Origin of the sequence: Kitasatospora fiedleri, from assembly GCF_948472415.1 — a bacterium.
GTDB lineage: Bacteria > Actinomycetota > Actinomycetes > Streptomycetales > Streptomycetaceae > Kitasatospora > Kitasatospora fiedleri.
This window is the reverse complement of record NZ_OX419519.1, coordinates 7355810-7377926: the sequence shown is the minus strand read 5'-3', so window position 1 is coordinate 7377926 and position 22117 is coordinate 7355810. Positions and strand designations below refer to the sequence as shown.

Below are 22117 nucleotides of genomic sequence, written 5' to 3'. Positions count from 1 at the left end.
CGGCGTCTCGCGGAATTCGCCGCGAGGACGCCGGCGGTAGCAACCAACGCAGTAGAGGGCGGTCCGGTCGCGGGGGCCGCGGGTGAAGATGTTCAGGGCCGTCACTCGCCCTCCAGGTCCGCCAGCAGCTCCGTCGATGCGTCCCAGTCGGACATGGCGCCGTAGTCACGCACGAGCTTCAGCGCGCGCTGCACCAGGGCGAGTTCGGCGGTGGTCATCTCCACCGTGACCGTGGTGGGCGGGGTGAGCTTGGCCATCAGCTTCTACCCCCAGTCATGATCAGGATCAGGAACTTTGCTGCCACCTGCTCCGCCATGGCCGGCGACCAACCGCGGGCTTCGAGGTCCCGACGCATCCCGTCGGCGGCGTCGAAGAACGGCGTCATGTTCTCCCGGGCCTGCAGCAGAGCTTCCTCAACGGAAGTGATCACTGCTCACCCTCCAGGTCCGCCAGGTCGGCAGCGGCGTTCAGCCACTGTGCCAGCCCGCGGGCATCGGCTGGCGTCAGCAGCGCGTCCCCGTCGGCACCGTAGGGGTCGGTCCAGTCGCGCGCGACGTCCTCCCCGTGGACGTAGACGCGAATCGACTTCCCGCCAGCAGACTTGATCACTGCGCCTCCCTTCGAATGGCGCCGCCGGCCAGGAACTCAGCGACACGGATTACGTCCACGACGTCCAGGCCGTTGGCCCACTCCATGTCGCGGGTCTCCCTGAGCGCCGTGCGGAAGATGTCTACGCGGTCCGCCACGAAAGCAGCGTCCGTCTTCTCCAGGCCCGTGTCAGGGCCGATGTCGTCTGCAGAGCGGGTCACCGGATCACCCCCGCCCGTCGCGCAGCCGGCAGCCACTGCGCGTACTCCGCGGTGATGCCGTCGTACAGGGCCGCGTCGCTGACGGTCCGCGGGTTGGGGGCGTGGAAGAAGCTGGCGTTGTCGACCACACGGCCGCTCAGGGTGTCGAGCTGCTCCAGGAAGGACACGCGTCCGCCGAAGCCGACGAAGGCCCAGAAGATCGGGAGCGCGCTGGCTTCCCGGAGCACGGCCTCCGCTGCCGCACGGGAGTCAGGCTCGCCGTCGGTCTGGAAGATCGCGAGCGCGGGCGTGGTCGCGCCAGACTGCTGGTAGTGCGCGACGACAGCGCGCATCGCGCTCGCGTAGTTGGTGCTCCCCCACGGCGTCCGCTGGTGCTGTCGCTCCACCACGCCGGCGTAGTCCGTCAGGTCGAGGTCGACCACGGGCCCCGCCGACGAGCCGAACATGACCATGGGCACGGTGCCGTCGTCGTCCAGGTTCGCGGACAGTCCGAGAGCCTGCTCCGCGAGCCTTTGGACGTCGCCGGAGGCGTAGTACGGGGACATGCTGCCGGAGTGGTCCAGAACGAGATAGACGGCCGCCTTCTGGCCCGTCAGGCCATGCTTCTCCAGGCTCACGCCGGCAGCCTTGATCAGGCTGACGATGGCCGGCGCCGGGGCGGGACGGGTAAACAGGGACATCAGCTCTCCTCAGGGGTGTTGGGGTCGATGATCTTGGCGTAGTAGTTGGCGCGCATCCGCCGAATCGCTCCGAGGATCGGGCCCGGGAATCGCTTGGCTTCCGTCGTACGAACTCGCTTCGCAGCATCGCGCAGCACTTCACGGCGGAAGTTCTCGATCAGCTCGTCCTGCTCCTCGTGCTCCAGGTGCCCGCCGTACGCGACCGCGCAGGCGAGCCAGCCCTGAGCCTGCTCCAGCTCGGTCGGCCATCGATCCGGAAGAAACGAGCTAGTCACCACACACCCCTCTCCCACACCGCTCGGGCCTCCACCTGGCAGCTCACGCCCAGCCGGCGGAGCGTCGCCTGCGCCCGCGGCACCCAGTGCGACGGCCAGTCGCCGATCTCGGCGTACGCGTCGACCTCGTCCCGGGTTGTGCCGCACAGCCAGGCGAGGAAGTCGGCGGTCCCGCAGCCGCTCCGGCGGCCGGGACGAATGATTCGAGTCTTCATCTACGTCTCCCTCTCTCCTCCTACGCCGAAAGCCCCCGGCGCCGAAGCGTCCGGGGGCTCAAGAGGCGGTGCGGGTTACCAGTCGTAGGTGTGCGGGGCGGTGATCTCGACCGGGCTGCCGATGAAGTCGCCGCCTTCCACACGGTTCAGCTCCACCGTGCACAGCGGGAACCCGCTCCCGTTGTCCAGCTCGAACCCGTCAGCGGCAGCCGCGTTGATCGCGTCCTGGATCGCCTTCGCGTGCTCCTCGATCGCCCGGGCCACTAGGAAGTCTTCACGCGGGGTGGCACCAGAGCACCGACACCGAGCATCACGAGCAGCGCGGTGCCGAAACCGACCGTAGGCACGGCCGGCGCAGCTCCGTGCGCGGCACCGACGCCGAGCATGAACAGCCAGGCACGGACCGGGAGGACTGCCGCGTGGGCGACGGCCATGCTGCAACCCCGACCGAATGCCTCCGACTGCGCGGTCCGCGCCTTGTCCGCTTCCATCTCCGCCTTCAGCCTGTCGAAGTCGACGTTCACGCTGCTGCCTCCCACTTCCCACGGTCGTTGTTGTCGAGGGTGACCTTGTAGACGTCACGGCTCTGCGAGTGATAGACGCAGATACCTTCGGGGTTCATGAAGCCGGAGACGGCGAAGGAACCCTCCTCGCGTAGATTGGTCATCGCGCGCACGATGACGGACTCACTGAACGGACCCCGATACATCACGGGGACGGCGTCCACCACATCGTCCAGCGACGACTGCTCCGCGCGGGCGCACATCGACGTGCCCCCCGGGTCAGCCTTGAACCACCGGTCGACGTTGAACAGCGAGAACCGCCGTTCTGTCAGCCCGTACCGACGCTGGATACCCGCACCCCACCACTCACCGAAGTGCAGGCCGGGCCCGAGGATGTAGGTCAACTCCGCCGCGTTGTCGGCGACCCAGCGGGCGAAACCGTAGTTATCCGCCTCCGGCGTCAGCAGACGCTTGCGCGACTGAGCAACGACCTGCCCATCCTCGCTGATGTGGATGCCCGCGTTGGTGCCGTCTAGCTTCTCCGTGATCGTGACGTCACGGAACAGCCGGGCCGTCTTCGGCCAGGCGGTGAACTCGGGTGCGAAGTCGGTCACTTGCCGCTCTCCTTCTCCAGCTCAGTGATCCTCAGGGCCTGGCGGACGACGGTCTCCCGGAGCGGGTAGTCGTCCGCGGTGTAGTCGCTGAGCGCCTTCTCCAGGGCATCGGGAACGCCTCGCAGGAGCGCGTCGTCGTACTGCGAGTCCAGGCCCGGGCTGACCTCTACGCCCAGCAGCCGGGCCATCTTGGCGATGATCTCGCGCGCCTCTCGGGCCCGCTCCTTCAGCTCCCCCGCTGCCGGGATCACACGTCGCATGTGGTCCTCGTCCCAGCGGTGGCCAGGGCCGGCGTCGAGGTCGACGCCAAGCACCACGGCGACGTCAGCCACCACGCCGCGGGCCTGCCCTCCACGGTCGTTCTCGGCGTAGAGGGCGTCCCGGAACTCTGCGGGCGATACCGGGCTGTCGGACCAACGGACGCGCTGACTGCGGAACGATGTCAGGCGCTTCAGTTCGGCGTTCAGGTCGTCGGCCCGGGTGGCCTGGCGCCGCGCTTCCTGCCTGCATGCCTCAGCAGCTCGCTCGGCGCGCTCCAGTTCCCTGCACAGCCGTGCGTTCTCGCCGACAAGACGCTGGACACGACTCTCGTGCGTCAACGCGTACGCGTCCACCGTCCATGCCGGTCCATCAGGTAGCCCACGCCGCAGGCTCACGCCGCCCGCCTCTCCGTACCGGTCTCCTCCACGCCGGTCGACCACACGGGTCGGCCGATGACGGACTTCTTCCGGGTGCTGTCCCACTGGAAGACATCGAGCAGCGCGGTGAAGAAACGGAAGAGATCGTCGCTGCAATCGACCGGGACAAGCTTGGCACCCTCCGGTCGCACGTGAAGCACTGCCGCAGCGTCCAGCGTCGGCACCGGGATGGACTCCCCCGTCGCCGCGAGGATGATGCGGTCTGCCTTGGCGTACGCCTTGAGCTGCAGCGCCACGTCCTCGTGCACGCCGCTCCTGGTGGTCTTCCAGTCCAGGATCACCGTCTCGCCGTCGATCTTCGCGATCGCGTCGAACGAGCCGGCGTAGCTGTGGACATCGCTCCAGACCGTCTCCTCCAGGTGGAGGAACTCCGGCTGCTGCGCCTGAAGGAAGGCGTCGAAGTGCCGCGCGTACTGCTGCATGTCCGGGTGCACGCGTCCGACCCGTTCCCCGCGGGCGAGCCGCTCGAAGAGGTCGTGGGCGTCGGAGCCGGTGTCCGCGGCCCTCGCGGTGAAGCGGCTCGGCGCCCGCTTCAGGTAGTCGATCGCCGCGTCCTGGTCCCGCATGGCGATGCCGAGCACCGCCGGCAGATCATTCACGGCTGTCTCGGCGACCAGCTTCGCCGCCCAGTACGTCAGGAAACCCTTCGGGAGCATCCCGAGGACGCTCGTCACCCCGGGGACCTTGATCTCCCCGTCCGCCGGGTCCACGTAGAAACGGCTGCCGCCGCGCTTGATCGTCTGTACTGCCATCCTGTGCCCTCCTCATCGGGTACAGGAGTAGTTAGGCCCCACGGCCGAAGCGCCCGGGCAGACGTCGAAGAAGTTTCGTCCCCAGGCTGTGCGGGGCCAGTCTGGCCAAAAGAGCCAAACTAACCCCTCTTTTCAGTTTCTCTCTAACGCGTATTAGGGTAACTAGAAAATAGGGGTTAGTTTGGCCATTCTGGCATCACCGCAGGTCAGAGGAGGGCCAAACTGATGGGTCACGCGGGAGGACGCTCCATGCCCGCGTCCCGCAGAATCCCCGACAGTGCGGTGATCTCCTGCTTCACAGCCTGCAGCCGCTGGTACAGCACGCCGCGCTGAGCCGGAGTCATCTCGCGTCTGATGGTGTCAGGCTGCATCCGGCCGACGGAGGACTGCAGCATCTCCGCGATGCGGAGATGGTCGGAGACAGCCCGCACGGTGGAGGCAGCGTCGTCGCCCGCGGGGAGTGCCTCAGCGCGAGTGGACGCGGTGGCGGCCTGGACGACGGCCCGAGTCAGCTGACGTCGCTCAGCCGACCGCTCCACGGCACTGGCCGTCTTCAGGTTGGCGTCCTCCAGCTCTGCTGCCGTGTACACGACGCGCAACAGGTTATTGATGTGATATCGGACGTTGGCCGACACGTTACTCGTATTGGTCGGCCCGATGCCCGCGTTACGGTACATCTCTGCCGCGCGCAGCTTGTACGCGTGCGACAACCCGGATGGGTCGCCCATCTGCTGGCGAAGTGCCACCAGTACAACTGCCAAGGATTTGAGGATATTCGTGCTGACCTTCTCGGTGTCGGCGTAAGCTCGCACCAATTTCGATCCGAAATCCACGAGTTCATCAGCCGACCAATCCTGTACCCGCTGTAGCTCCAGCGGCTCAGGCACAGGCACCCGTCGGGTAGACGGCGGACGGCCGTCGGGTACCGCAGGTAGATTCTTAGCCACGTGCGCTCTCCAGTCGTCACAGACACCCGCAGCCACCATGAGCGCGGGTGGGGGCTGCTAGCTCTGTCTCGTGAACGGGGTGCCGCAGCGTCCGCAGAGCACGTCGCCCTGCGCGAAAACCGCCTCCCACATGGTCATCATGCGTCCGCACCCACACATGGCCCGTACCCGGGTCTCTGCGCGCCGGGACGGGGCAGACGCGGGACCGAGGACGTCGAGCACTGCCTCAATGGCGCGGCCTAGCTCTGCCAGCAGTGCTGAGTCCTGGGTCAGTTGCGCCGTCGGAATGCGCATGCCGCGGAATCCGTAGTTCGGGACAGGCGCCGCCTCTGCCGGCCACTCCATACCGACCTTCTCGGCGTACGCGACAAACGCACGGTTGTGGTAGCTCCCGCGGCTGGAGGTGTCGGACACCCCGTCGGCAGCAGCCAGGGCATGTGCGGCAGTGTGGGTCAGGGCTGTCAGGACCTCCTCTGCGCCCGTCTCCAGCATGCTGCGGTAGATCGTGACAGGGAAGAGATCCTGCCCGTGCCACTGAGTGTGCGAATGGTCAGAGCCGGCCTGTCTGCGGCTGCTGACGGTGATGTCGGCGCGCGGCAGCGACGGATGCTGTGCCCGTAGCTCGTCCCAGCGCCGCGTCAGCAGCGCCGCGAGGACGGTAGTAGGGGCAGGGGGTGGCGGTGTCATACACCGGACGGTATCGCCATTGTGGCGCGCGGAACAACTACGCCCGGCCCGCCTGTCCTAAAATTGCGTTAATGGAACGCAAAAAGCCCCCGCCCTCCACAAGGGAGAACGGGGGCTTCAAGTTTCTATTCGCTGACAGGCTCGTCAGCAGTGGCAGTCGGGCTGACCTTCGCCCGAGCGGTTTCACCCAGCAGCACCGGCAGCAGCACCATCAGCACGCCGACGACCTGGCCGACGGTGCTGGCGTTGCTCAGTGCTGGTATCAGGACGCTGCCGGCGCCGATGGCGGACATCAGCCAGGCCCGGACGCGCACTGGCTCGGTGGCCAGGAGCACGCGGACGTAGGCGACGGCGTAGGTGGCGCCGGCGGTGACTGCCTCACGCAGTCGCTTCAGGAGGTTCTTCAAGCGATCATCCTTACTCGTGGGAGCGCCCGTACTGGCGGGCGGATTCGGCGTCGTAGACGTGCCTGTGGAAGAGCTGGACCGCGGACTCCAGGTCGGTCACGGACCCGACGTTCATGACCGTGTAGTCCGCGTCCTCCGGCCCGAGAGCGCCCTCCGACTCGTGCGTCAGGTGCGGTATCCCGGGCCGGTCGATGTAGAGGAGGTGGAAGCCCCGATCACGCAGGGCCGCCACTTCGTTGGGGTAGCGCACGTCGGTGATGACGGTGGGGCAGCCGGTGCGCTCGCCGATCTCGTCCACGCGCTGAAGCGCGGCGCGAATCCAGAACTCGGGGTCGACGGCGCGGATGGAAGCGCCGAGTTCCTGGAGGAAGCGGCGGGCTTCGGGGTACCCCTTGGCCCGCTCCCACCCCATCCCGTCCACGATCTGCCTCAGCCGAACAGGTCCCGGGTGCAGAGGCCACGGGTCGGGGATGATCTGCGGATCGATCTTCAGCGCCGCTTCCTTCAGCACGTCCGCGAACGCCACCCGCGCGTACCCGCGGTTCTCCACGAGCCACGCGCCGGCCGTGTCCTTGCCGACGCGCGCCCGGCCAATGATCCCGATGTGCACCGTGCTCCTCCTGACGTGAGTCCTGGAGGAGTAGTTAGGCCCCAGAGCCAGAGCGCCCGTGCACTAGCTGTAGAACCGCAGGACGTCGCCGACAGGGATGACCGCCATACCGGCCGCGCTGACGGCCTGCACGATTGCCGTGAAATCGCTGAGCTTGCACTGACCGGTGTTCGTCAGAGTCGTCGCGTCCGACACGATGTCGTGGAACGTCAGGAGCAACCACTGCCGATTCGCCGCTGCCCGCGCGATGTCTCCCGTCGTTGCTGTCGTCAGCGCAGTCGGCGAGTAGCCGCCCGAGTAGGACGAGATCGAGGAGATCGAGCGCAGCCGGTACGGGTCGCCGGGCGGGAAAGTCTCGCGCGTCTTGCTGTGCGTCGTGCGTGCGTAGCCGAAGTACTGACGGATCACGTCCGTGGTGCTAGCGGCGTCGCTCGTCAGCCCGTACTGCCCGAGCGGGTAGGCGAAGCCATCCGACGATGTCCGGAAGCCGTTGCTGCTCAGCCACTGCTTCATCCGGTTCGAGTCATCGTCCAGCGCCGCCCGTGTCATCCCGGTGTCGGTTAGCGCGTGGTCCGCGTCCAGGTACGCGTGCCCGGCAACCTCCCAGCCGGCTGCGTCCTGCATCAGCCTCAGTTGAGGCAGCGTCAGCCGCCCGTTTGCGCCGACAAGATCAGCGATGATGTACGCGCTGCCCGGGTACCCGTAGGCGTCCATCACCGGCTTGGCTAGACTCCACACGCTCGCCCTGTTGTCGTCAAAGCAGAAACTGACGACACCGCTGGGGAAGGTGGCGCTGCCGTCCGGAATCAGCTCCACGGAATTCGCGTGCAGGGTTACTGGTGCCGCCGCATCGTCCGTCACCTGGATACGGATGTCCGTCAGCGCGCTGCGCGAAGGCGTCCCCGTCGTGGTCGCGTCCGCCCAGTTGAGCGTGACAACAACCCAGTCTCCGGAGGTCAGGAGGTTGCTGCCGACGGCACCGCCTTGAATGATCCACTTGTAGTAAGACGCCAGGGACGACGATCCAAGGTAGAAATTCAGGCCGGCTACGTGCGTGATGTCGTCCAGCTTCAGCCGCAGGCGAATTGCCTTTGAAGTGGCGTCGAAACTCGCGCCACCCAGCTTAGAGATATTCGCTGCTGCACCGGTTCCGCCCGTGGTGATTTTCACAGATTGGGAGCCGACAACAAAGTCCGATGTGTCGCCGTTGTTGAGCGTCGACCCTGCGTTGTTGGAATACCCGTGCCCCGACGCGAAAATCGTCAACGGGACTGCCTGCCTCCACTGGGGGAGACGGCGTGGGGTGCCCAGCGTGGAGGCAGGCGGATTCGCCGTCAGCGTGACGAACCGGGCATTCGCCCACGCGCGATCGCCGTGCGGGTCCACGGCTCCAGCGTGCGTGCTGATGGCCGCACTGACGTCAGCACCGGTCGCGGCGCCGATCGCGGATGGGGTGACCGGGTCGCTACCTCCGCTGGCATGAGTCGAGGCATGGGCAGTGGGTGTGCGGGAGTTGATGGTCGACGGGTCGTCGGACTTGAGCGCGGTGGCAGGCCCTGTTCCGGCGGCTCCGAGCGGTGGCTGAGGGCCCGCAGGGCCGGTCGCTCCAGTTGCTCCAGTGGCACCAGCCGCGCCGATCGGCCCCTGCGCTCCGGTGGCGCCGGTAGCTCCAGCGGGCCCGGCCGGTCCGGTGGCCCCCGGCGGACCTGGCGGCCCCATCACCGGCACGAAGTCCATCTCGTGCGGCGATGTCGGAGCGTCGACCGTGACGTCCACGGTTGTCCCCGCGGGCAGCGCCATTCGCATGGTGCGCCCGCCTCCGTCCGCCAGTCGCTCGCGTACGGTGTAGACCCACCCCGTCGGCGACATGCCCGCCGCGTCGGTGGCTACGAGAACGCCGCTGAAACGGCCGTCGTGATCGAGCGGGAATACCGCCTTTCCCACGGTGACGGCCGTGCCAGCTATCGCTACGGCCCGCGGGGCGATGAAAACGACGGCTCCCGTCTGCGGGGAGCCGTCGGGGCGCAGATACCGTCCGGTGACGGTTGCGGTCTGTACTCCCGCAGGGATCGTCATGTGTACCTCACTGCTCCGGCCGACGCCGCGCCATGAGCATGTGCTCGGCATCGTGCCCGGCCTGCCAGGCGCGGACGTCCATCACGTCTTCGCGCAGCTCCGCCACGTCGGAGCGGAGTTCATCTCTCACGGCACCGACCTTGGCCTCCAGCCGGGCGCCGAGCGTTTCCACGGTGTCCCGGGTCGCGGCCCCCTCCTCCTGCGCGGCCCCGCGGGCCCGGCGCAGGCCGAGCGCCGCGGGGATGGCAGAGACGACCGCACCGCCGACGACACCGACGGCACCGACGACGGCAGTCACGGTCTCAGGGCTCACGGGCTGGTCACCTTCGCAGTCCAGGCCGCGCGCCAGGTGACGGGCCCGACCAGGCCGTCGACCGCCGCCAGGCCCTTCTGCCCCTGGAAGGCGCGGGCGACGGCCGCGGAGGCAGGGCCGTACTTGCCGTCCACGGCGATGCTCCACCCGCGGTCCTTCATCCGCTGCTGCCAGCGGGCGACGGCCGCGTCGTACGGCGGAGCGGTACTGGCACGGAAGGTGTAGCCGGGCCAAGCCGGGGCCGAAGTGCCGCCGGAGGCAGCAGAGTTGCCGCTTCCACCCGTCGACGGAGCGGACGGCTGCGGGGCCGGCGCAGGGGCTGGAACGGGCACCTGAGGCGGAGTCGTCCCCGGGACGGCCGGTACGGTGATGACGTCACCCGGGTGGATGGTGTCCGGGTGCTGAGCCACGGACGGGTTCAGCCCGAGGATCACTGCCAGGGCGACGCCAGCCGCGACGGCAATGCCACTGAGGGTCTGGCCGGCCTTGACGGTCACGGTCTTCGTCCCGCCGGTCGACGGGGCAGCCGAGAACGCCGGCGCGCCGTACCCGTAGATGTAGCTGTCGTCCCGGCGCCGGGTGCGGCGGTAGACGCCGTCGCCGTTGGCGCTGCCGTTATCGTTGGTGTTGCCCTCGATCGTGTGGATGTAGGTGTCGTCGTAGCCGGCGACGATGCCGGTGTGCGAGCCGCCGCCACTCCCGTAGAACACCTGTGCGCCGACGGACGGGGTCGTGCGCCACTGGCCGCGCTGCTTGAACCAGGCAACTCCCGTGGCGCAGGAGGCAGTTCGCGGGTAGATGTCCGCGTTGCCGGACTGCATTGCGCACCAGGACACGAAGGTTGCACACCATGCCTGCCAGTCCGACCACTCCAGGCCCGGGACGGCCGGACTGTACTTCTGATGGTTGTTCCACGAGCCGTCGGCGCTGCGGCCCTCGTGGTAGCCGACCTCCGCGTCCGCGACGGCGATTATGGCTGCTGCAGTGGATGCCATGCGTACCCCTCCCCAGGGAATAGAAAAGCCCCGTGCCGGTCGGCCGGGGCGGTGTCGAGTTTCACCGGGTCACGAAGAGGATTCGTACTGAATCTCCCACGTCAGAACGTTCCCCGAGGCAGCCGCCACAGGCACGGTGTTGCTGACATTGCTGGTGCTCTGTGCGTTCGAGCCGGTCTTGACCACAAAATCCGCGATGGTCGACCCCGGAGTGATGATGACGTGACCTAGGTAGTCGTTGTCTCCCGGCTTGAAATACGAGCATTCGCCGCGCCATTGAGTGAACCCGGGCGCGGCGGACGCCGGCGCTACCGGGACCGTCAAGTGCCACAATCCTGTACCGCCGTTGGACAGGCTGCCTAGCGTGAGCTGGCCATTCCAGATGACGAGCCGTCCGATCTTCGTCCACCGGCTGGTCAGGACGCCGTTGTCGCCGAGAACTGGGCTCGCGACTGTAGCGGTCCAGACTGGCACGAATGGTGTCCACAGCCCGGGTGCCGGGGCGTACGGGCGCCACGTGGACCCATCGTAAACTTCCTTGCGGCCCTCCGCGGTGAGCCAGCACTCCATACCGGCCACCGGGGAAGGGAGCGCGGCGTTTCGAGATGTAGCGTTGGCGAAAATCATGTTCGACTTCGCCACCAACCCGTTTACCATCGACGCTTCCGTCTCGATGTTCGGCGCATCGGATAGCTTTCGGTATGGAATGCTCTGCTGGTACTGGTCGGTTCCGGGCATGCGTCCTCCACCCCGAATTCAGGGCAGTCGTAGAAATGGGGTCAGGCGAGCGCGCCGACGACAATCCAGTTACCAGCAGCGCTGGTCAGCACCAGGACCGTCTCTCCCACCGCCGGCGAGCTGTAGCCCTTGAGCCGGCGGACAGCGGATACCGGCCCGGTCGAGGCCGTCAGGTCCACGGTGCCGGTGCCTACGGCGGATACCGTGGCGAGCTGCCAACTAGACCCCGTAGAACCGGACTTGACGACGGTGGAGATGGCCTCCGCAAGCGAGGACGGCATCAGCTCGTGTCCTCCTTCGAGCCGCGAAGGGACAACGGAAAATCGCCGCCCACGTCGAGGGGCACGCTGAACGCCTGCACCAGGAAGAGGTCTTTCCGCCCGGCGTATGTCGCTCGGATGCAGTCGCCGGCCGCCAAGGCCGGGTTCGGCAGCGTCGACAGTGACGTCTCCACGTTGGGCGCCGTGGCGTCACGGAGCATCGTCTGTGCAGTGGCCAGACATGCGGCAGTCGACGTCAGCAGGCCGGAGCTGTAGCGCTTCGTGATCTTCCCGAACGGACCGCCCCAGCGGGTCGGACTCGTCGGGCTCGTGTCGGTCGCCGTGGCGGTGAAGAAGGTGCCCGCGGAACTGTTCTCGCTGGTCACCTGCACCGCGTTGTAGACGCCCGCGCGCGCGACCTTGCGGCTTGCGGCGACGAGGTTGCCTGTCGCGCCGGCCGCAACGTCCCACACTGGCAAGGCAGTTGAGATATCCGGGACGTCGGTGATGACGTACCGGCCGAGCACATCCACGTACACCTCAGCCTGCATCGCAGTGCCGATCTGGAGCACCGCGTCCCACCGGTCCGACCCCGCGTCCCACACCGCCGTGGGGCACGCTGGATTGCGGGCGCCGGCCGTGAGATTGACGACCGTGGCAGCCGGCACCGACGCCTGAATCAGGCCGGTGATCGCAGCAACGCACGTTCCATAGCCGGACGTTGAGGTCGGCGCTGTGAATCGGTCGTCCTGGATGTAGACCTCGCCCGACTGCCCTGTTACCGTCACCGGGCCTATGTCGACGTCGCCTGACGGCTCATCCACCCGGAAAATCCCGAGCGGGCACATCTCAGTGGAGCCGTCGGGGAAAACGACTCCGCGGCTGACGACGAGCGTCTGCCCGTACGGTCCCAGCGTGTCGGTCGCGCTCCACGGCAGATAGGCGGGGTCCGGGATCGTCAGGCTCAGCTTTCGCTGAACCTTACTACCCCGATCGACCGTGACAGACCCCCCTGAGATCGGGAGATCCGCCACGGTGAGGGCGCCGTTGTAGTAGGCGTCGACCTGCACCTTGATCTGATGCGAGGTGGAGAGTGCGGCGAGAAAACGTGCGCTCACTGCGTACATCAGGTCCCCTCCACTCCGGTCAGCACGCCGAACCAGCTCGTGTAGTGCGCGAGGACGTCGGCCCAGGTCGCGTAGCCAGACAGGATCGTCTGCCAGGTCCGCGACGCAGACCCGATCAGGGCGCCGACCGGGCGATCAACCTCGGTGAGCGCGAGAGTCCATTCCCGATCCGCCTGGCCCGCGTAGGAACTAGGACGCCCCTCTTCGACGTCACCGACCTGAACGTAGACGTCGTCCTCGCCCCAGCCGGCTGGCCACTGCAGCATCAGGGTGTGCCCTGAGTCCAGCAGCCACCAGAGCGCGTCCCGCTCCTCTAGCGTCTCCGTGGTGAGCGTGAGCGACCCCTTCCGGGACGCGCGGACGTCAGTCAGGATGACCGGGCGGGCACGACGTCGGACGGTGTACTCACCCTGACGGGCGGCCCGCGTCCAGCTTGGCGACGTAGTCACCGTGAAGAGCCGCGTCCCGGCCGGCAGTGACGGGTCCTTGATGACGACTCGCAGCTCGTCCGGGTACGGGAGGGTCACGCTGTCCGTGGAGTACGAGATCCAGTCGGTGCCGGCCGTCCACGTCTTGAGGTAGTAGGTCACCGGGGTGCCGAGCGGCGATTCGAAATCGTCCGCGACCGCGATGTCACCCGTGATCGTGGTCCCCGTCAGGTCGCCTCCGTAGCCGCGTACCGGAGTCTGCGTGCCGTCGGGCGATGTCCGCCACAGCCCCCACGTGGTCCGCGCGCCCGTCGTCAGGCCGGTGACGGTGATGCGCGCACCATACTGCGTACCGAGTGAGGTGACCTGCGCCGTCAGACCACCTGCTCCTATGAACTGCCGGTCGACCAGCCAGACCTCGCCCGCGGACGGGGAGGACCGGGTCAGGTACGGGCGAACGGCTACCGCTCCGGTCGGTGCGACGTCCGCGGTGTAGGAGTAGCTCCACGAAGACGATGCGCCGGTGCCGAACGACCATGCGGCCGTCGTCTGCCGGATCACCGACCCGGCCCCGTCCAGCCAGTCGAGGCGGACGGTGTAGCTAGCGGAGTCCGTCGGCGGCCGAACCGCCGGGCGGTAGACGTACGCCGTCCCGGCCGTCACCGGGATCGCAGCCGCGGGCGTGAGCACCGCGTCCACCCCGCCCGTACAGGTCAGCGCAAGGGAGGCGACCCCCTCCAGTGCTGCAGTGGTTGACCGCGCCAGGGCTCCGCCCGTGACGGACCAGGCCGACGTGCCGACCTCCGTGCCGTACGGCCCGTAGCCGAGCGCGTTGCCGGCCTCGTTGGGCGCCACCATCAGCGCTGCCTGGTCCGTCAGCCAGGTCTGTGCGGCTGCCGTGGCGGCCGGCTGGAAGCTGAGCCGAACCTGACTCGCCCCGGCCGGCGTCGACCCGATCACGGATACGCGCGTCCAGGTGGACGCGGTTACCGTCCACGTCGCCTGACTGACGGACACGAAGCCGCCGCCGGAGTCGTACCAGCGCAGCTCCAGCAGCACCGAGCCAGTCACCGGCGCGTTCACCCAGAGGTAGCCGAGATACTCGGTGCCGGCTGTCGCCGGGTAGAACGTGGCGACGCGGTTGATCATGTCGCCGGCAGCGATGGACGTCGTAGAAAGCGAGTACCAGCCCTCGAAAGATGTTGAACTCGCCCTACTTTGCGAGCAGTTGCCCGCCACAGCCCACCCAGCGCCGCTGACTTCGCAGCCCTGAGTGTTGTAGTCGAGCAGGTTGCCCGGGATTCGGTTCGCCGGGCCGAGCGCGATCGAGTCGACTGCCACGGCCTCCGACGTCGACATTCCGGCCACCGTGACCGTCACGCTCGCGTAAGCCGCTCCCGCGGGTGCCGTGGCGATCAGGATCGGCGGTGGGGTGTTCCACGCTGTGGAGTTCGCCAGGGTGGCCATCGCTGTGGCCGACGGGGAGATCGCCGTTCCACCCGTCGAAGCAGCCCACCAGTCCACCTGGACCGTGAGCGTCCGGCCCGCGGCTGCGACGATCAGAGCGGCGTAGGCGTACGCGGTGTACACCGTACCGGCCGTCACCGCCACACGAGTTGCGGTCGTCGCGGATGCGGCGCCAGCAGATGTGGTGCGCGTCAGCAGCAGCGACTTCGAGCCCGTGAAAAAGCGGGTAGACTGTGCGAGCGTGGTGTTCGCCCCCGCAGTCCACCCGCTCGTGTCGGTCTCAATCTCCGACGTGTTGGCGCTCAGCAGGTTGCTGCTGACACTCACCCGCCGTCACCACCTCCGCGGCCCGGGTCCTGCTGGTGGTTGAGCGGATCGTCCACCACCTCCGCCGGAGTACTGACGTAGACCGGGGGCTCCGGCGGAGGTTCGGGCGCCGGGTCCGGAGTTGGGTCCGGCATAGTCGGCTCGTCGGCCATTACTTCACTCCCGAAATCAGGTCGCGTGCGACCGCGTCATGTGCAGACCGCACTTCCACGCGCACAATGTCGGTGATCTCGCGATCGCCCACGTAGACGTGCGCTTCGATTGCCGGTGCAGTTCCGCCGCCCGACCCGAGACGCTGGATAGCGTCCCACTGGCCGGAGGTGAACACCGGTTCGGGGCGGCCCGTGTGGTTGTACACGAGGCTCGTCCCCGTCGGCAGATAGCCGCCGGAGTCGTACCCGCCTGGGCGGTTCAAGGCGCTCAGGGAGCCGTACTGGTGCACGGCGTAGTTCAGGCCGGCGAAAGTGTTTGCCAGCGGGTCGACTGACGTTCCGTACAGGAATGGGCCCTTGTCCCGGAACTGGTCGGCGTACGCCCGAAAAGTCGGGCCGATGACCTGCATCAGACCCACGCTCGGCGTTCCCGCTTTCCAGTTGGAATCCCAGCGGTTGACGATGTTCGGGTCGCCACCCGATTCCTGGTTCATCCGTCGGAGGACGGTATCTGTCCAGGACTCCGGCTGACCGATCAGGGAGAGCGCCTGATGGACGACGCTCGTCCACTGCTGGACTCCGCCACCACCCTTAGGCGCCTTCGCGCCACCCAGTCCGATGGTCTCCAGGAGCATATCCTTCAGTCCGCTGACTGCCTTGATCGGAATCCCGGCAACGGTTTTTGCCATCTGGGATTTGCCGATCTTGGCGATCAGATCCCGTACCGGCTGAGTGAGCTTCTCCCATGCCTCGCTCGGGTGGCGAATGAGGTCGAAACCGTCTTGCGCCGCGCTCCACGCTGACGTTGCGAGCGACGTGATACCGGACCACGCGTCGCCCAGGATTCCGCCAGACGCCAGGAGCTGTGATCCTGCGGCAGCGTGCAGTGCGATAGCACGGGACCGGTATTTCGGGTCCGTGGGGATGACGTACTCGGGGTACGCCGGATTTCCCTCCCCCACGATCGCCGTCGGCCGGTTGGTGACCATCGGCACCGCCGGGCCCCATCCGTTTCCGACGGTACCGCCGGCGGCGAGCAGTTTAGGCGCGTCAGGCATATGTGGGAGGTCTACGAAATCGGCGACCTTATCCCAGACGGCTTTGATGCCCTTTGTGTAAACCCATTCAATCACGAAATTAATAGGCTTCTTCGTGATATCGTAGAGTTCGTCCCAGGCTTTCCCGATCAGGTCCTTCGCTGCCGTGAAGGCGCCAGAGAAGGGCTGTAGGGCTTCCTTGATCTTCTCGAAGGCCGGCCGAAGCGCGTTACTCCACAGCCACGATGCCTTATCGCCAATCCACCCGAAAACCGGCTTGATCGCGCCCTCCCAGAGGAGAACAGCCACCACCATCAGGCCCTTGAACGCGTCGACACAGCCGCCGAAAAACGGTCGCAGGATCTTATCCCAGAGCCAGACTGCTTTGTCACCAATCCACCCGAACACCGGGCCGATTGCGTTACTCCACAGCCACACCGCGATAGCTCCGACGGCCTGGATTCCGATCCAGATCGGCGCGAATACAGCAACGACGAGTACCGCGAAAAGCACTCGCGCGGCCGTCCATATCGCTTCGAACGCCGGGCCAATCGCGTTTTGCCAGAGCCACATCGCGACGGACCCGACAAATTGCATCGCAGTCCAGATCGCCGCGAACGTCGGCTTGAGGACGTAGTCCCAGGCAAACAGAGCGGCGACCTTGATTCCATTCCAGGCGGCCACCACTGCGACGTGGAACCAATTCCAGTGGTCGTAGGCGTATACAACTCCTACGACCAGTGCTACCAACGCTACAACGATCGCCTCAATGAGGGGGACGACACCGGACGCATCAATCGCAGCATCCCAGCCGTATTGGGCAAGCGTTGCCAACAGGACGGCGCCTTCGTAGACTGCAATGACCACGTTGTACGCGATCAACGCCAGGCGAGCCGCGTTCATGGCGAACACCAGTGCGTAAATCCCAGCTACGGCCTCAGGCGCGTGGTCGGCTACCCATCCGATTCCGTCAGCCACCCACCCGACGGCCTGGAGCACGGGCCCCGAGAGCGGAGCAAGCGCCTGCCCGACGGACAGCACCGCGCTCGCGATCTTCCCGAAGGTCGATGCGAGCTGCGGCCCGCTGCGCTCGGCGTAGTCGAGGAATCTCTCGAATTCTGGAGAGCCGCGGAGTCCGCTGCCCCACTTCGCGAAGCGGCCCGTGATCCGCTCCATGGTGGCATCGATGCCGGCCATGTGCGGTAGAAAGGCGTCGACAATCCCGGACATGCCCTTCAGGACATTTCCGAATGTGGTACCGAGTCCGAGCAGTGCCGGCCCGGCCGATGCGTCGATATCCGCCTTGAACCGCTTCCAGAATGGCGACTTCAGCTCGGCGCTGGCTTTATCGAAGAGCGTCCCCACTGCGTCCGACGCGCCAATGACTAGTGGGGTGAGGCCCGGGAGCGAAGCCTTCGCGGCGTCCACTCCGCGGACGAAGAGTGGCAGCACCCGCGGCTGCATGGACACAGACCAGTCGCTGAACGCGCCCTTCAGACCTCGCGGCCCCGCAATCGCGTCGTACAGCGCGCGGGCTGGCGGGCTGAGCTTCGCAAGCGCCTCGCGGTACTTGTCCTGCGCGGAGGTGGCGCTCGCAGTGCTCTTCTCCGTCGACAGCATCGCCTGCTGCACGCCGCGCTGTGCGGACGCCACTGACTCCGCGGCGGACCGCTGCGCCGACGCAACTGCCTCCGCACCAGCCTTCTGCGCGTCCGCAACGGCCTTCGCGGCGTCCACTGCGCGCTGCTGCGCCTGCGTCAACTTGTCTTGCGCCTGGCGGACGGCGTCGGAACCCTCCACGCCGGCCGCCTGTGCGGCCTGCGCCTCCGCAGTCAGATCACGCTGGGCCTGCGCGGCTTCCTTTGCGCCCTGCTGCGCCCGGTCGTAGTCGAGTTGTGCGCGCTGCCGGTCGAGCTGGGTGGCGGTGGAGCCGTCCGCAGTCGCAGCCTGAAGAGCCTGCTGCGTCTCCAGCACCCGGAGCTGTGCGTCCCGCTCGCTGAGGGCGCCGTCGCGCAGTTTGTCTTCGTAGGAAGCGAGCTGCTGCTCTGCGGTACGGCGGGCGGCCGTCAGGTCGTCCTGCGCCTGCGTTTCGGCGCGTTGTGCGTCGGCGAGGGACCGAGACGCGGTCTCCACCTGCCGAGCTGCCTGCTGTTGCGCGCTGGCGACGGACTGGGCGGCGTTCCGCTGCGCAGCCGCGAGCGTCTGTTGCGCGCCGGCCAGCGTGAGCGCTCGCTGCTTTGCGGTGACGGCTGCGTTCGCGCCCGCGTTCGTGGCGGACGTCGACTCGTTCTGCGCGGCCGTCTGCGCCTGCATGGCGGCAGCGACTCCTCGCACCGCGGGGATGGCAGCCAGGCCGAAAGCTCCAGCGGCAGCGCCACCCGCCACGAAGGCGGACGCAACCCCGCCAACCCCCGCCGCAAGGACGGGGATTGCAGGGATTGCCGCGAGCGCAGCGATCTGCAGGCCGAGCGCGAGGATCGACCCCGTCGCGGGCCCGGTGTCGACGCGGACGGTCGCACGCGCAGTCTTACCGTCGATCGCCGCAATCTCGGCGCGCACTTCCGCGAGAGCTGCGCGCGCCGTCGCAACGTCGACCCGGACCGTCGGGTTCGGGTGTGATTCGCCTAGTCGGCGAAGTCGCGCGTCAAGGTCGGCAACCTTCGCGTCCGCATCCGCAGCGCTGATGTCGATGCCGACTCGCTTACCGGAGAGCTGCTCGATCTTCGCGCGGAGGCGGGCAAGTTCGGTGTCAGCACCGGCCGAGCCGATCGCCACGTCCAGCTTCGGCATCGAACGGAAGGCAACTTCGAGCTTCGCCTTCAGACTGCGCGCGAACGCGCCGGCCGTCTCGTCGCCCTGACGGGTGGCAGTACCCTTCGCCTTTTGACCGGCTGCGTTGATCGCTTCGGAAAATGCGCCAGCTACCCGCGCCCGGAGAGCCTCGGAGAACCGGTCGCCCATACCCCGGCCGGCCTCAGCTCCCACCCGATCGGCCGCGGGGATGACGGCGGCCTTCAGCCGCTCGTGGAAGTTGGCCAGTACCGGGATGACGTCGACACCGACAGTCCCGACGATATCGGTTGCCATTACGCCTCCTGGGCGACTCGCATGCGGGGGTCGAGTGCCGCCCGCTGCTCGGCGGTGAGGCGCTTCCGGGTGGTGCTCTTCGGGGGGATGCCAGGACGCGGAGTTGGGTCGGGGGGCGTCGGTTTACCGCCGGCTGCCGCCAGCGAGACGGCTGTCAGATTCCTGACAGCGTCCAGAATCGAGGCGAGGAGCATCTCCGTCCCTGTCCAGGGCGCCAGGTCCGGCCGCGCTCCGTCAGCCGCCTGTCGGAGTTGCTCCGGCGTCATCGCGTTGCGCAGCGCCGTTTTTGTGGCGGACTCGGTCGGGAGGCTCTGGATCAGTACCCGCAGTCGGCGCATGGACAGCCGACCCCGGTAGACGTCAAGCAGGTCGACACCCCGCCAAGCGAGATCCGCCTCTAGCTCTTCCGGGTGCGCTTCGAGGACGCCGAGCGTCCACGCGAGTTTCCCGGGGCCTCACCGGCGCCCGTCATGGCGTCCGCGGTGAAGGTCGAGAGAGCGTCAAAGGTGGCGTCCACCTCGATGAACGTCGCCACGTCGTCCGGGTGGAGAGCCAGCTCCGCCCAGGTGTCGAAATCGCCGCTGCGAAGGGCACGGAGGAAGCTGGGCCGCCACTTGCCGGGCGCGAGGACGCGCAGCTCCTGACCGTCCAGCATCGCGGCGGTGTACTCGCTGGCGGTGGCCTCGATCTCCTGGGCCTGAGCGGGGGTGGTGGTCATGCGCGCGGGTCTCCTTCATCTACAAGGTGTAGTTCTGCGCGGGTCGGTGTGGAGCTGAAGCGGGGCCCGGACCCGCGCAGATACGGGCCCCGCTGGTCATCAGGCGAAGAAAGCGGAGACGTCGACGTCGCCGTAGTCGATGACACGACGAAGCGCCGGAGCAGTCGCGCCCCGGTAGAACTTCATAGTCATCTGGACCTGCGCCGCATCCTCGGTGCCCGCCTTTTCGTCGCCCCGGGAGTCAACAGCGCCGTTCGGGGCGTAGAAGCGCATGCGCTTGTCGCCGTCAGCGCTGTCAAACACGAATGCGTACTTCAGGTCGTTCGGGCGGTCCGGGAAGTCGTACGCCGCGATGCCAGCCGTCGGCTCCAGGTCAGACAGCGGGACATTGTCGTACAGCGCCCGCACGTACGGGTTCAGCGCCTCTTCGAAGGTGACATCGATCGTCTTCGTAGAGCCGGTGCGGAGAGTGCGGATCGGCTCCAGCGAGCCGGCCGCCTTCAGGTCCTTCTTCTCCTCTTCCATCTTGAAAGCACCACCGTCGGTGGTCACCCAGCCCAGGCAGGTCCAGCTTGCACCAGGGTCGGCCATGTCGGTGGGTGGGGCGGTGTTCGCCGGCGCGACGTACACCAGGTAATCGTCTGCGGCGTACGTCAGATCGGCATTGCGAGTGTCGGCCACGGGCCCTCCAGGACATCAGAAAGGCCCTGGAGTCCAGGGCCGAAGAATGTGGGTCACGCGAATGACGCGCGGTGCAGGCGGAGGCTGATCGTCAGCCCCACCCGGTGCACACCGGGGTTTTCGTACGGGCGGCGGGCAGGCCCGGAGTCGACACGGACCATCTGCACTACGGCGCCGGGGTCTGCCCTGCCGCGCAGGCGCTGGACCTCGTCCTCCACCCGGAGCGCCAGGTCCCGTGCGTCCGCGTAGGTGCCTGCGTAGCAGTCCAGATCGATGCGCGGGCGGCGCCGGAACCGCTCGGCGGGGCCGCCAATGGCGACAATTTGCAGGAGCGGTAGCGAATCCGTCAGCGCCGCCGGCAGGTCGGTGCAGGGGCGCACGTCTAGTACAGCGCGCGCCCACTGGGCGAGCACCGCCTCCGCGTCGACCGGGTCACCCGCCACGGCTCACCGCCGCGTCCATCGTGCGGCGGGCCACCGCGTAGCGCGGGACTCGGCCGGTGCCGTACTCCACCTGGCGGGCGTAGGCGGTAGTATTCAGCAGCCGGCCATACGGGCGCTTCGTTGGACGCCCCCGGTAGCGGACGCTCTTTGTGCCGCGCACAACGACCCAACTCCCGCGGTACAGCCCCGCGTGCCGGTCCGTCGACGGGTCGCCTTCCGGCGATAGTGCCTCTGCGATAGGCAGCATGGTGGCCGCCGCGACTTCAACAGCCACGGCCACGCTCGGCATCGTCAGAATTTTGCGTATCCCGACGTACGACCCTCGATACGTGCTGCCCATCACCCCTCCCATCGTTTGAGCTGCACCTCTAGGTGCGCCAGCCGGCCCGGGTACCGGGCGGGGTCACCGACCACCTGGTAGGTCACGCCGTCGTGGCGGACCCGGTCTGTCGCCCGAATGTCCGCCGTCGGCGGCGCGAAGAGCGTACGGACAATGACCACCAGATCCCGGCCGTTGGTGTCCTCTGTGCTCGTCGCCATCTGGCCCCCGGGCGGGAGCACCATGCAACCGGCGACGTCGGTCTCCGTAGCGGGGCCCGGAACGTCGTTGCCGTACCGGTCCTGCGTCGGAGTGCCGTCACGTAGAACGGTGATCGTTACCGTGGACAGGCTCATGTCGAGCACCGAAAGGCGTCTCGCGGTTCTCGCTCGTCGGGGGCGATGTTGATCGACCCCGCTCCGCTTATCAGCCCAACCGCGCGGCGGAGCCGACGACGCTCGTCAGCCGTCAGTTCCACGCCGCCCGCCTGCATGTCCCGGTAGGTGACCGCGACGGAGCCGGCCGATTCGGATCGGACGCCGGCCGGGTTCGTCAGTGACCTCGCAGCCACCGCGATGGCGACGGCCTTGACTCCGTGCTGAGGCGGGTCCGCGAGCCGCCCAGCAGCCTCACCCATGATCGCGTCCTCCGTCAGCTCGTGCGCCAGGTCGTAGGCGTCGGTGCTGACGGGCTGCTGGAGGTAGGTGACTAGCTCAGCCTGAGTGAACAACGTTGTCATTGCCACCTCCTAC

General features: G+C 67.5%; 30 protein-coding genes. All 30 read right to left on the bottom strand.

The window, feature by feature from the left end; translation table 11 throughout:
- Nucleotides 1-101: 101 nt before the first annotated feature.
- Nucleotides 102-257: a hypothetical protein gene (locus QMQ26_RS33610; protein ID WP_282203916.1), complete on the bottom strand. Its 156-nt coding sequence runs from the start codon at nt 255-257 to the stop codon at nt 102-104.
- Nucleotides 257-430 carry a hypothetical protein gene (locus tag QMQ26_RS33605; RefSeq protein ID WP_282203915.1) on the bottom strand — a complete coding sequence of 58 codons (174 nt, stop codon included), beginning with the start codon at nt 428-430 and terminating at the stop codon, nt 257-259. The genes QMQ26_RS33610 and QMQ26_RS33605 overlap by 1 nt, the downstream gene beginning before the upstream one ends.
- Nucleotides 427-609 carry a hypothetical protein gene (locus tag QMQ26_RS33600; protein ID WP_282203914.1) on the bottom strand — a complete coding sequence of 61 codons (183 nt, stop codon included), beginning with the start codon at nt 607-609 and terminating at the stop codon, nt 427-429. Before QMQ26_RS33600 ends, QMQ26_RS33605 begins: the two co-directional genes overlap by 4 nt.
- Nucleotides 606-809, bottom strand: coding sequence for a hypothetical protein (locus tag QMQ26_RS33595; RefSeq protein WP_282203913.1), 204 nt, complete (start codon nt 807-809; stop codon nt 606-608). The genes QMQ26_RS33600 and QMQ26_RS33595 overlap by 4 nt, the downstream gene beginning before the upstream one ends.
- Nucleotides 806-1489 carry a VWA domain-containing protein gene (locus QMQ26_RS33590; RefSeq protein WP_282203912.1) on the bottom strand — a complete coding sequence of 228 codons (684 nt, stop codon included), beginning with the start codon at nt 1487-1489 and terminating at the stop codon, nt 806-808. The genes QMQ26_RS33595 and QMQ26_RS33590 overlap by 4 nt, the downstream gene beginning before the upstream one ends.
- Nucleotides 1489-1767 (bottom strand): hypothetical protein, encoded by a 279-nt coding sequence (locus QMQ26_RS33585; protein WP_282203911.1) that lies wholly within the window; start codon nt 1765-1767, stop codon nt 1489-1491. The genes QMQ26_RS33590 and QMQ26_RS33585 overlap by 1 nt, the downstream gene beginning before the upstream one ends.
- Entirely contained in the window at nt 1761-1979 is a 219-nt protein-coding gene (locus tag QMQ26_RS33580; RefSeq protein ID WP_282203910.1) for a hypothetical protein, read from the bottom strand. Before QMQ26_RS33580 ends, QMQ26_RS33585 begins: the two co-directional genes overlap by 7 nt.
- 75 nt (nt 1980-2054) lie before the next feature.
- Nucleotides 2055-2243 (bottom strand): hypothetical protein, encoded by a 189-nt coding sequence (locus tag QMQ26_RS33575; protein ID WP_282203909.1) that lies wholly within the window; start codon nt 2241-2243, stop codon nt 2055-2057.
- Nucleotides 2243-2503 carry a hypothetical protein gene (locus tag QMQ26_RS33570; protein ID WP_282203908.1) on the bottom strand — a complete coding sequence of 87 codons (261 nt, stop codon included), beginning with the start codon at nt 2501-2503 and terminating at the stop codon, nt 2243-2245. The genes QMQ26_RS33575 and QMQ26_RS33570 overlap by 1 nt, the downstream gene beginning before the upstream one ends.
- Nucleotides 2500-3096: an RNA ligase family protein gene (locus QMQ26_RS33565; protein WP_282203907.1), complete on the bottom strand. Its 597-nt coding sequence runs from the start codon at nt 3094-3096 to the stop codon at nt 2500-2502. Before QMQ26_RS33565 ends, QMQ26_RS33570 begins: the two co-directional genes overlap by 4 nt.
- Nucleotides 3093-3710: a hypothetical protein gene (locus tag QMQ26_RS33560; RefSeq protein WP_282203906.1), complete on the bottom strand. Its 618-nt coding sequence runs from the start codon at nt 3708-3710 to the stop codon at nt 3093-3095. The genes QMQ26_RS33565 and QMQ26_RS33560 overlap by 4 nt, the downstream gene beginning before the upstream one ends.
- A 38-nt stretch (nt 3711-3748) precedes the next feature.
- A complete protein-coding gene (locus QMQ26_RS33555) occupies nt 3749-4546 on the bottom strand; it encodes a hypothetical protein (RefSeq protein WP_282203905.1) in 798 nt (265 codons plus the stop codon).
- A 230-nt stretch (nt 4547-4776) separates the two neighbouring features.
- Complete coding sequence (locus QMQ26_RS33550) at nt 4777-5433, bottom strand: hypothetical protein (RefSeq protein ID WP_282203904.1); 657 nt, start codon at nt 5431-5433, stop codon at nt 4777-4779.
- Nucleotides 5434-5550: 117 nt separating this feature from the next.
- The gene (locus tag QMQ26_RS33545; protein ID WP_282203903.1) at nt 5551-6180 is read right to left on the bottom strand and encodes a hypothetical protein; all 630 of its coding nucleotides are present in this window, start codon (nt 6178-6180) and stop codon (nt 5551-5553) included.
- Between the two features lie 125 nt (nt 6181-6305).
- Entirely contained in the window at nt 6306-6587 is a 282-nt protein-coding gene (locus QMQ26_RS33540) for a hypothetical protein (protein ID WP_282203902.1), read from the bottom strand.
- Nucleotides 6588-6597: 10 nt separating this feature from the next.
- Nucleotides 6598-7197, bottom strand: coding sequence for a deoxynucleotide monophosphate kinase family protein (locus QMQ26_RS33535; protein WP_282203901.1), 600 nt, complete (start codon nt 7195-7197; stop codon nt 6598-6600).
- 63 nt (nt 7198-7260) lie between these two features.
- Nucleotides 7261-9273: a polysaccharide deacetylase family protein gene (locus QMQ26_RS33530; RefSeq protein ID WP_282203900.1), complete on the bottom strand. Its 2013-nt coding sequence runs from the start codon at nt 9271-9273 to the stop codon at nt 7261-7263.
- Between the two features lie 7 nt (nt 9274-9280).
- Entirely contained in the window at nt 9281-9586 is a 306-nt protein-coding gene (locus QMQ26_RS33525) for a hypothetical protein (RefSeq protein ID WP_100839046.1), read from the bottom strand.
- Nucleotides 9583-10581, bottom strand: coding sequence for a peptidoglycan-binding protein (locus QMQ26_RS33520; RefSeq protein WP_282203899.1), 999 nt, complete (start codon nt 10579-10581; stop codon nt 9583-9585). Before QMQ26_RS33520 ends, QMQ26_RS33525 begins: the two co-directional genes overlap by 4 nt.
- Before the next feature lie 69 nt (nt 10582-10650).
- Nucleotides 10651-11319 (bottom strand): hypothetical protein, encoded by a 669-nt coding sequence (locus QMQ26_RS33515; RefSeq protein WP_282203898.1) that lies wholly within the window; start codon nt 11317-11319, stop codon nt 10651-10653.
- A 41-nt stretch (nt 11320-11360) separates the two neighbouring features.
- Nucleotides 11361-11600, bottom strand: coding sequence for a hypothetical protein (locus tag QMQ26_RS33510; RefSeq protein ID WP_282203897.1), 240 nt, complete (start codon nt 11598-11600; stop codon nt 11361-11363).
- Entirely contained in the window at nt 11600-12706 is a 1107-nt protein-coding gene (locus QMQ26_RS33505) for a DUF5047 domain-containing protein (protein WP_282203896.1), read from the bottom strand. Before QMQ26_RS33505 ends, QMQ26_RS33510 begins: the two co-directional genes overlap by 1 nt.
- A complete protein-coding gene (locus QMQ26_RS33500) occupies nt 12706-14928 on the bottom strand; it encodes a hypothetical protein (RefSeq protein ID WP_282203895.1) in 2223 nt (740 codons plus the stop codon). Before QMQ26_RS33500 ends, QMQ26_RS33505 begins: the two co-directional genes overlap by 1 nt.
- A 151-nt stretch (nt 14929-15079) precedes the next feature.
- Complete coding sequence (locus QMQ26_RS33495; protein WP_282203894.1) at nt 15080-19204, bottom strand: lytic transglycosylase domain-containing protein; 4125 nt, start codon at nt 19202-19204, stop codon at nt 15080-15082.
- A gap of 397 nt (nt 19205-19601) precedes the next feature.
- Nucleotides 19602-19922, bottom strand: a complete 321-nt coding sequence (locus QMQ26_RS33490) for a hypothetical protein (RefSeq protein WP_282203893.1) — start codon at nt 19920-19922, stop codon at nt 19602-19604.
- Nucleotides 19923-20021: 99 nt separating this feature from the next.
- On the bottom strand, nt 20022-20603 hold the full coding sequence (locus QMQ26_RS33485) for a phage tail tube protein (protein WP_282203892.1): 582 nt from the start codon (nt 20601-20603) through the stop codon (nt 20022-20024).
- Nucleotides 20604-20656: 53 nt separating this feature from the next.
- Entirely contained in the window at nt 20657-21046 is a 390-nt protein-coding gene (locus QMQ26_RS33480) for a hypothetical protein (RefSeq protein ID WP_282203891.1), read from the bottom strand.
- Nucleotides 21036-21389, bottom strand: a complete 354-nt coding sequence (locus QMQ26_RS33475; protein ID WP_282203890.1) for a hypothetical protein — start codon at nt 21387-21389, stop codon at nt 21036-21038. The genes QMQ26_RS33480 and QMQ26_RS33475 overlap by 11 nt, the downstream gene beginning before the upstream one ends.
- Nucleotides 21386-21730 (bottom strand): phage head completion protein, encoded by a 345-nt coding sequence (locus tag QMQ26_RS33470; protein WP_282203889.1) that lies wholly within the window; start codon nt 21728-21730, stop codon nt 21386-21388. Before QMQ26_RS33470 ends, QMQ26_RS33475 begins: the two co-directional genes overlap by 4 nt.
- A complete protein-coding gene (locus QMQ26_RS33465; protein ID WP_282203888.1) occupies nt 21718-22104 on the bottom strand; it encodes a hypothetical protein in 387 nt (128 codons plus the stop codon). The genes QMQ26_RS33470 and QMQ26_RS33465 overlap by 13 nt, the downstream gene beginning before the upstream one ends.
- Nucleotides 22105-22117 lie beyond the last annotated feature (13 nt).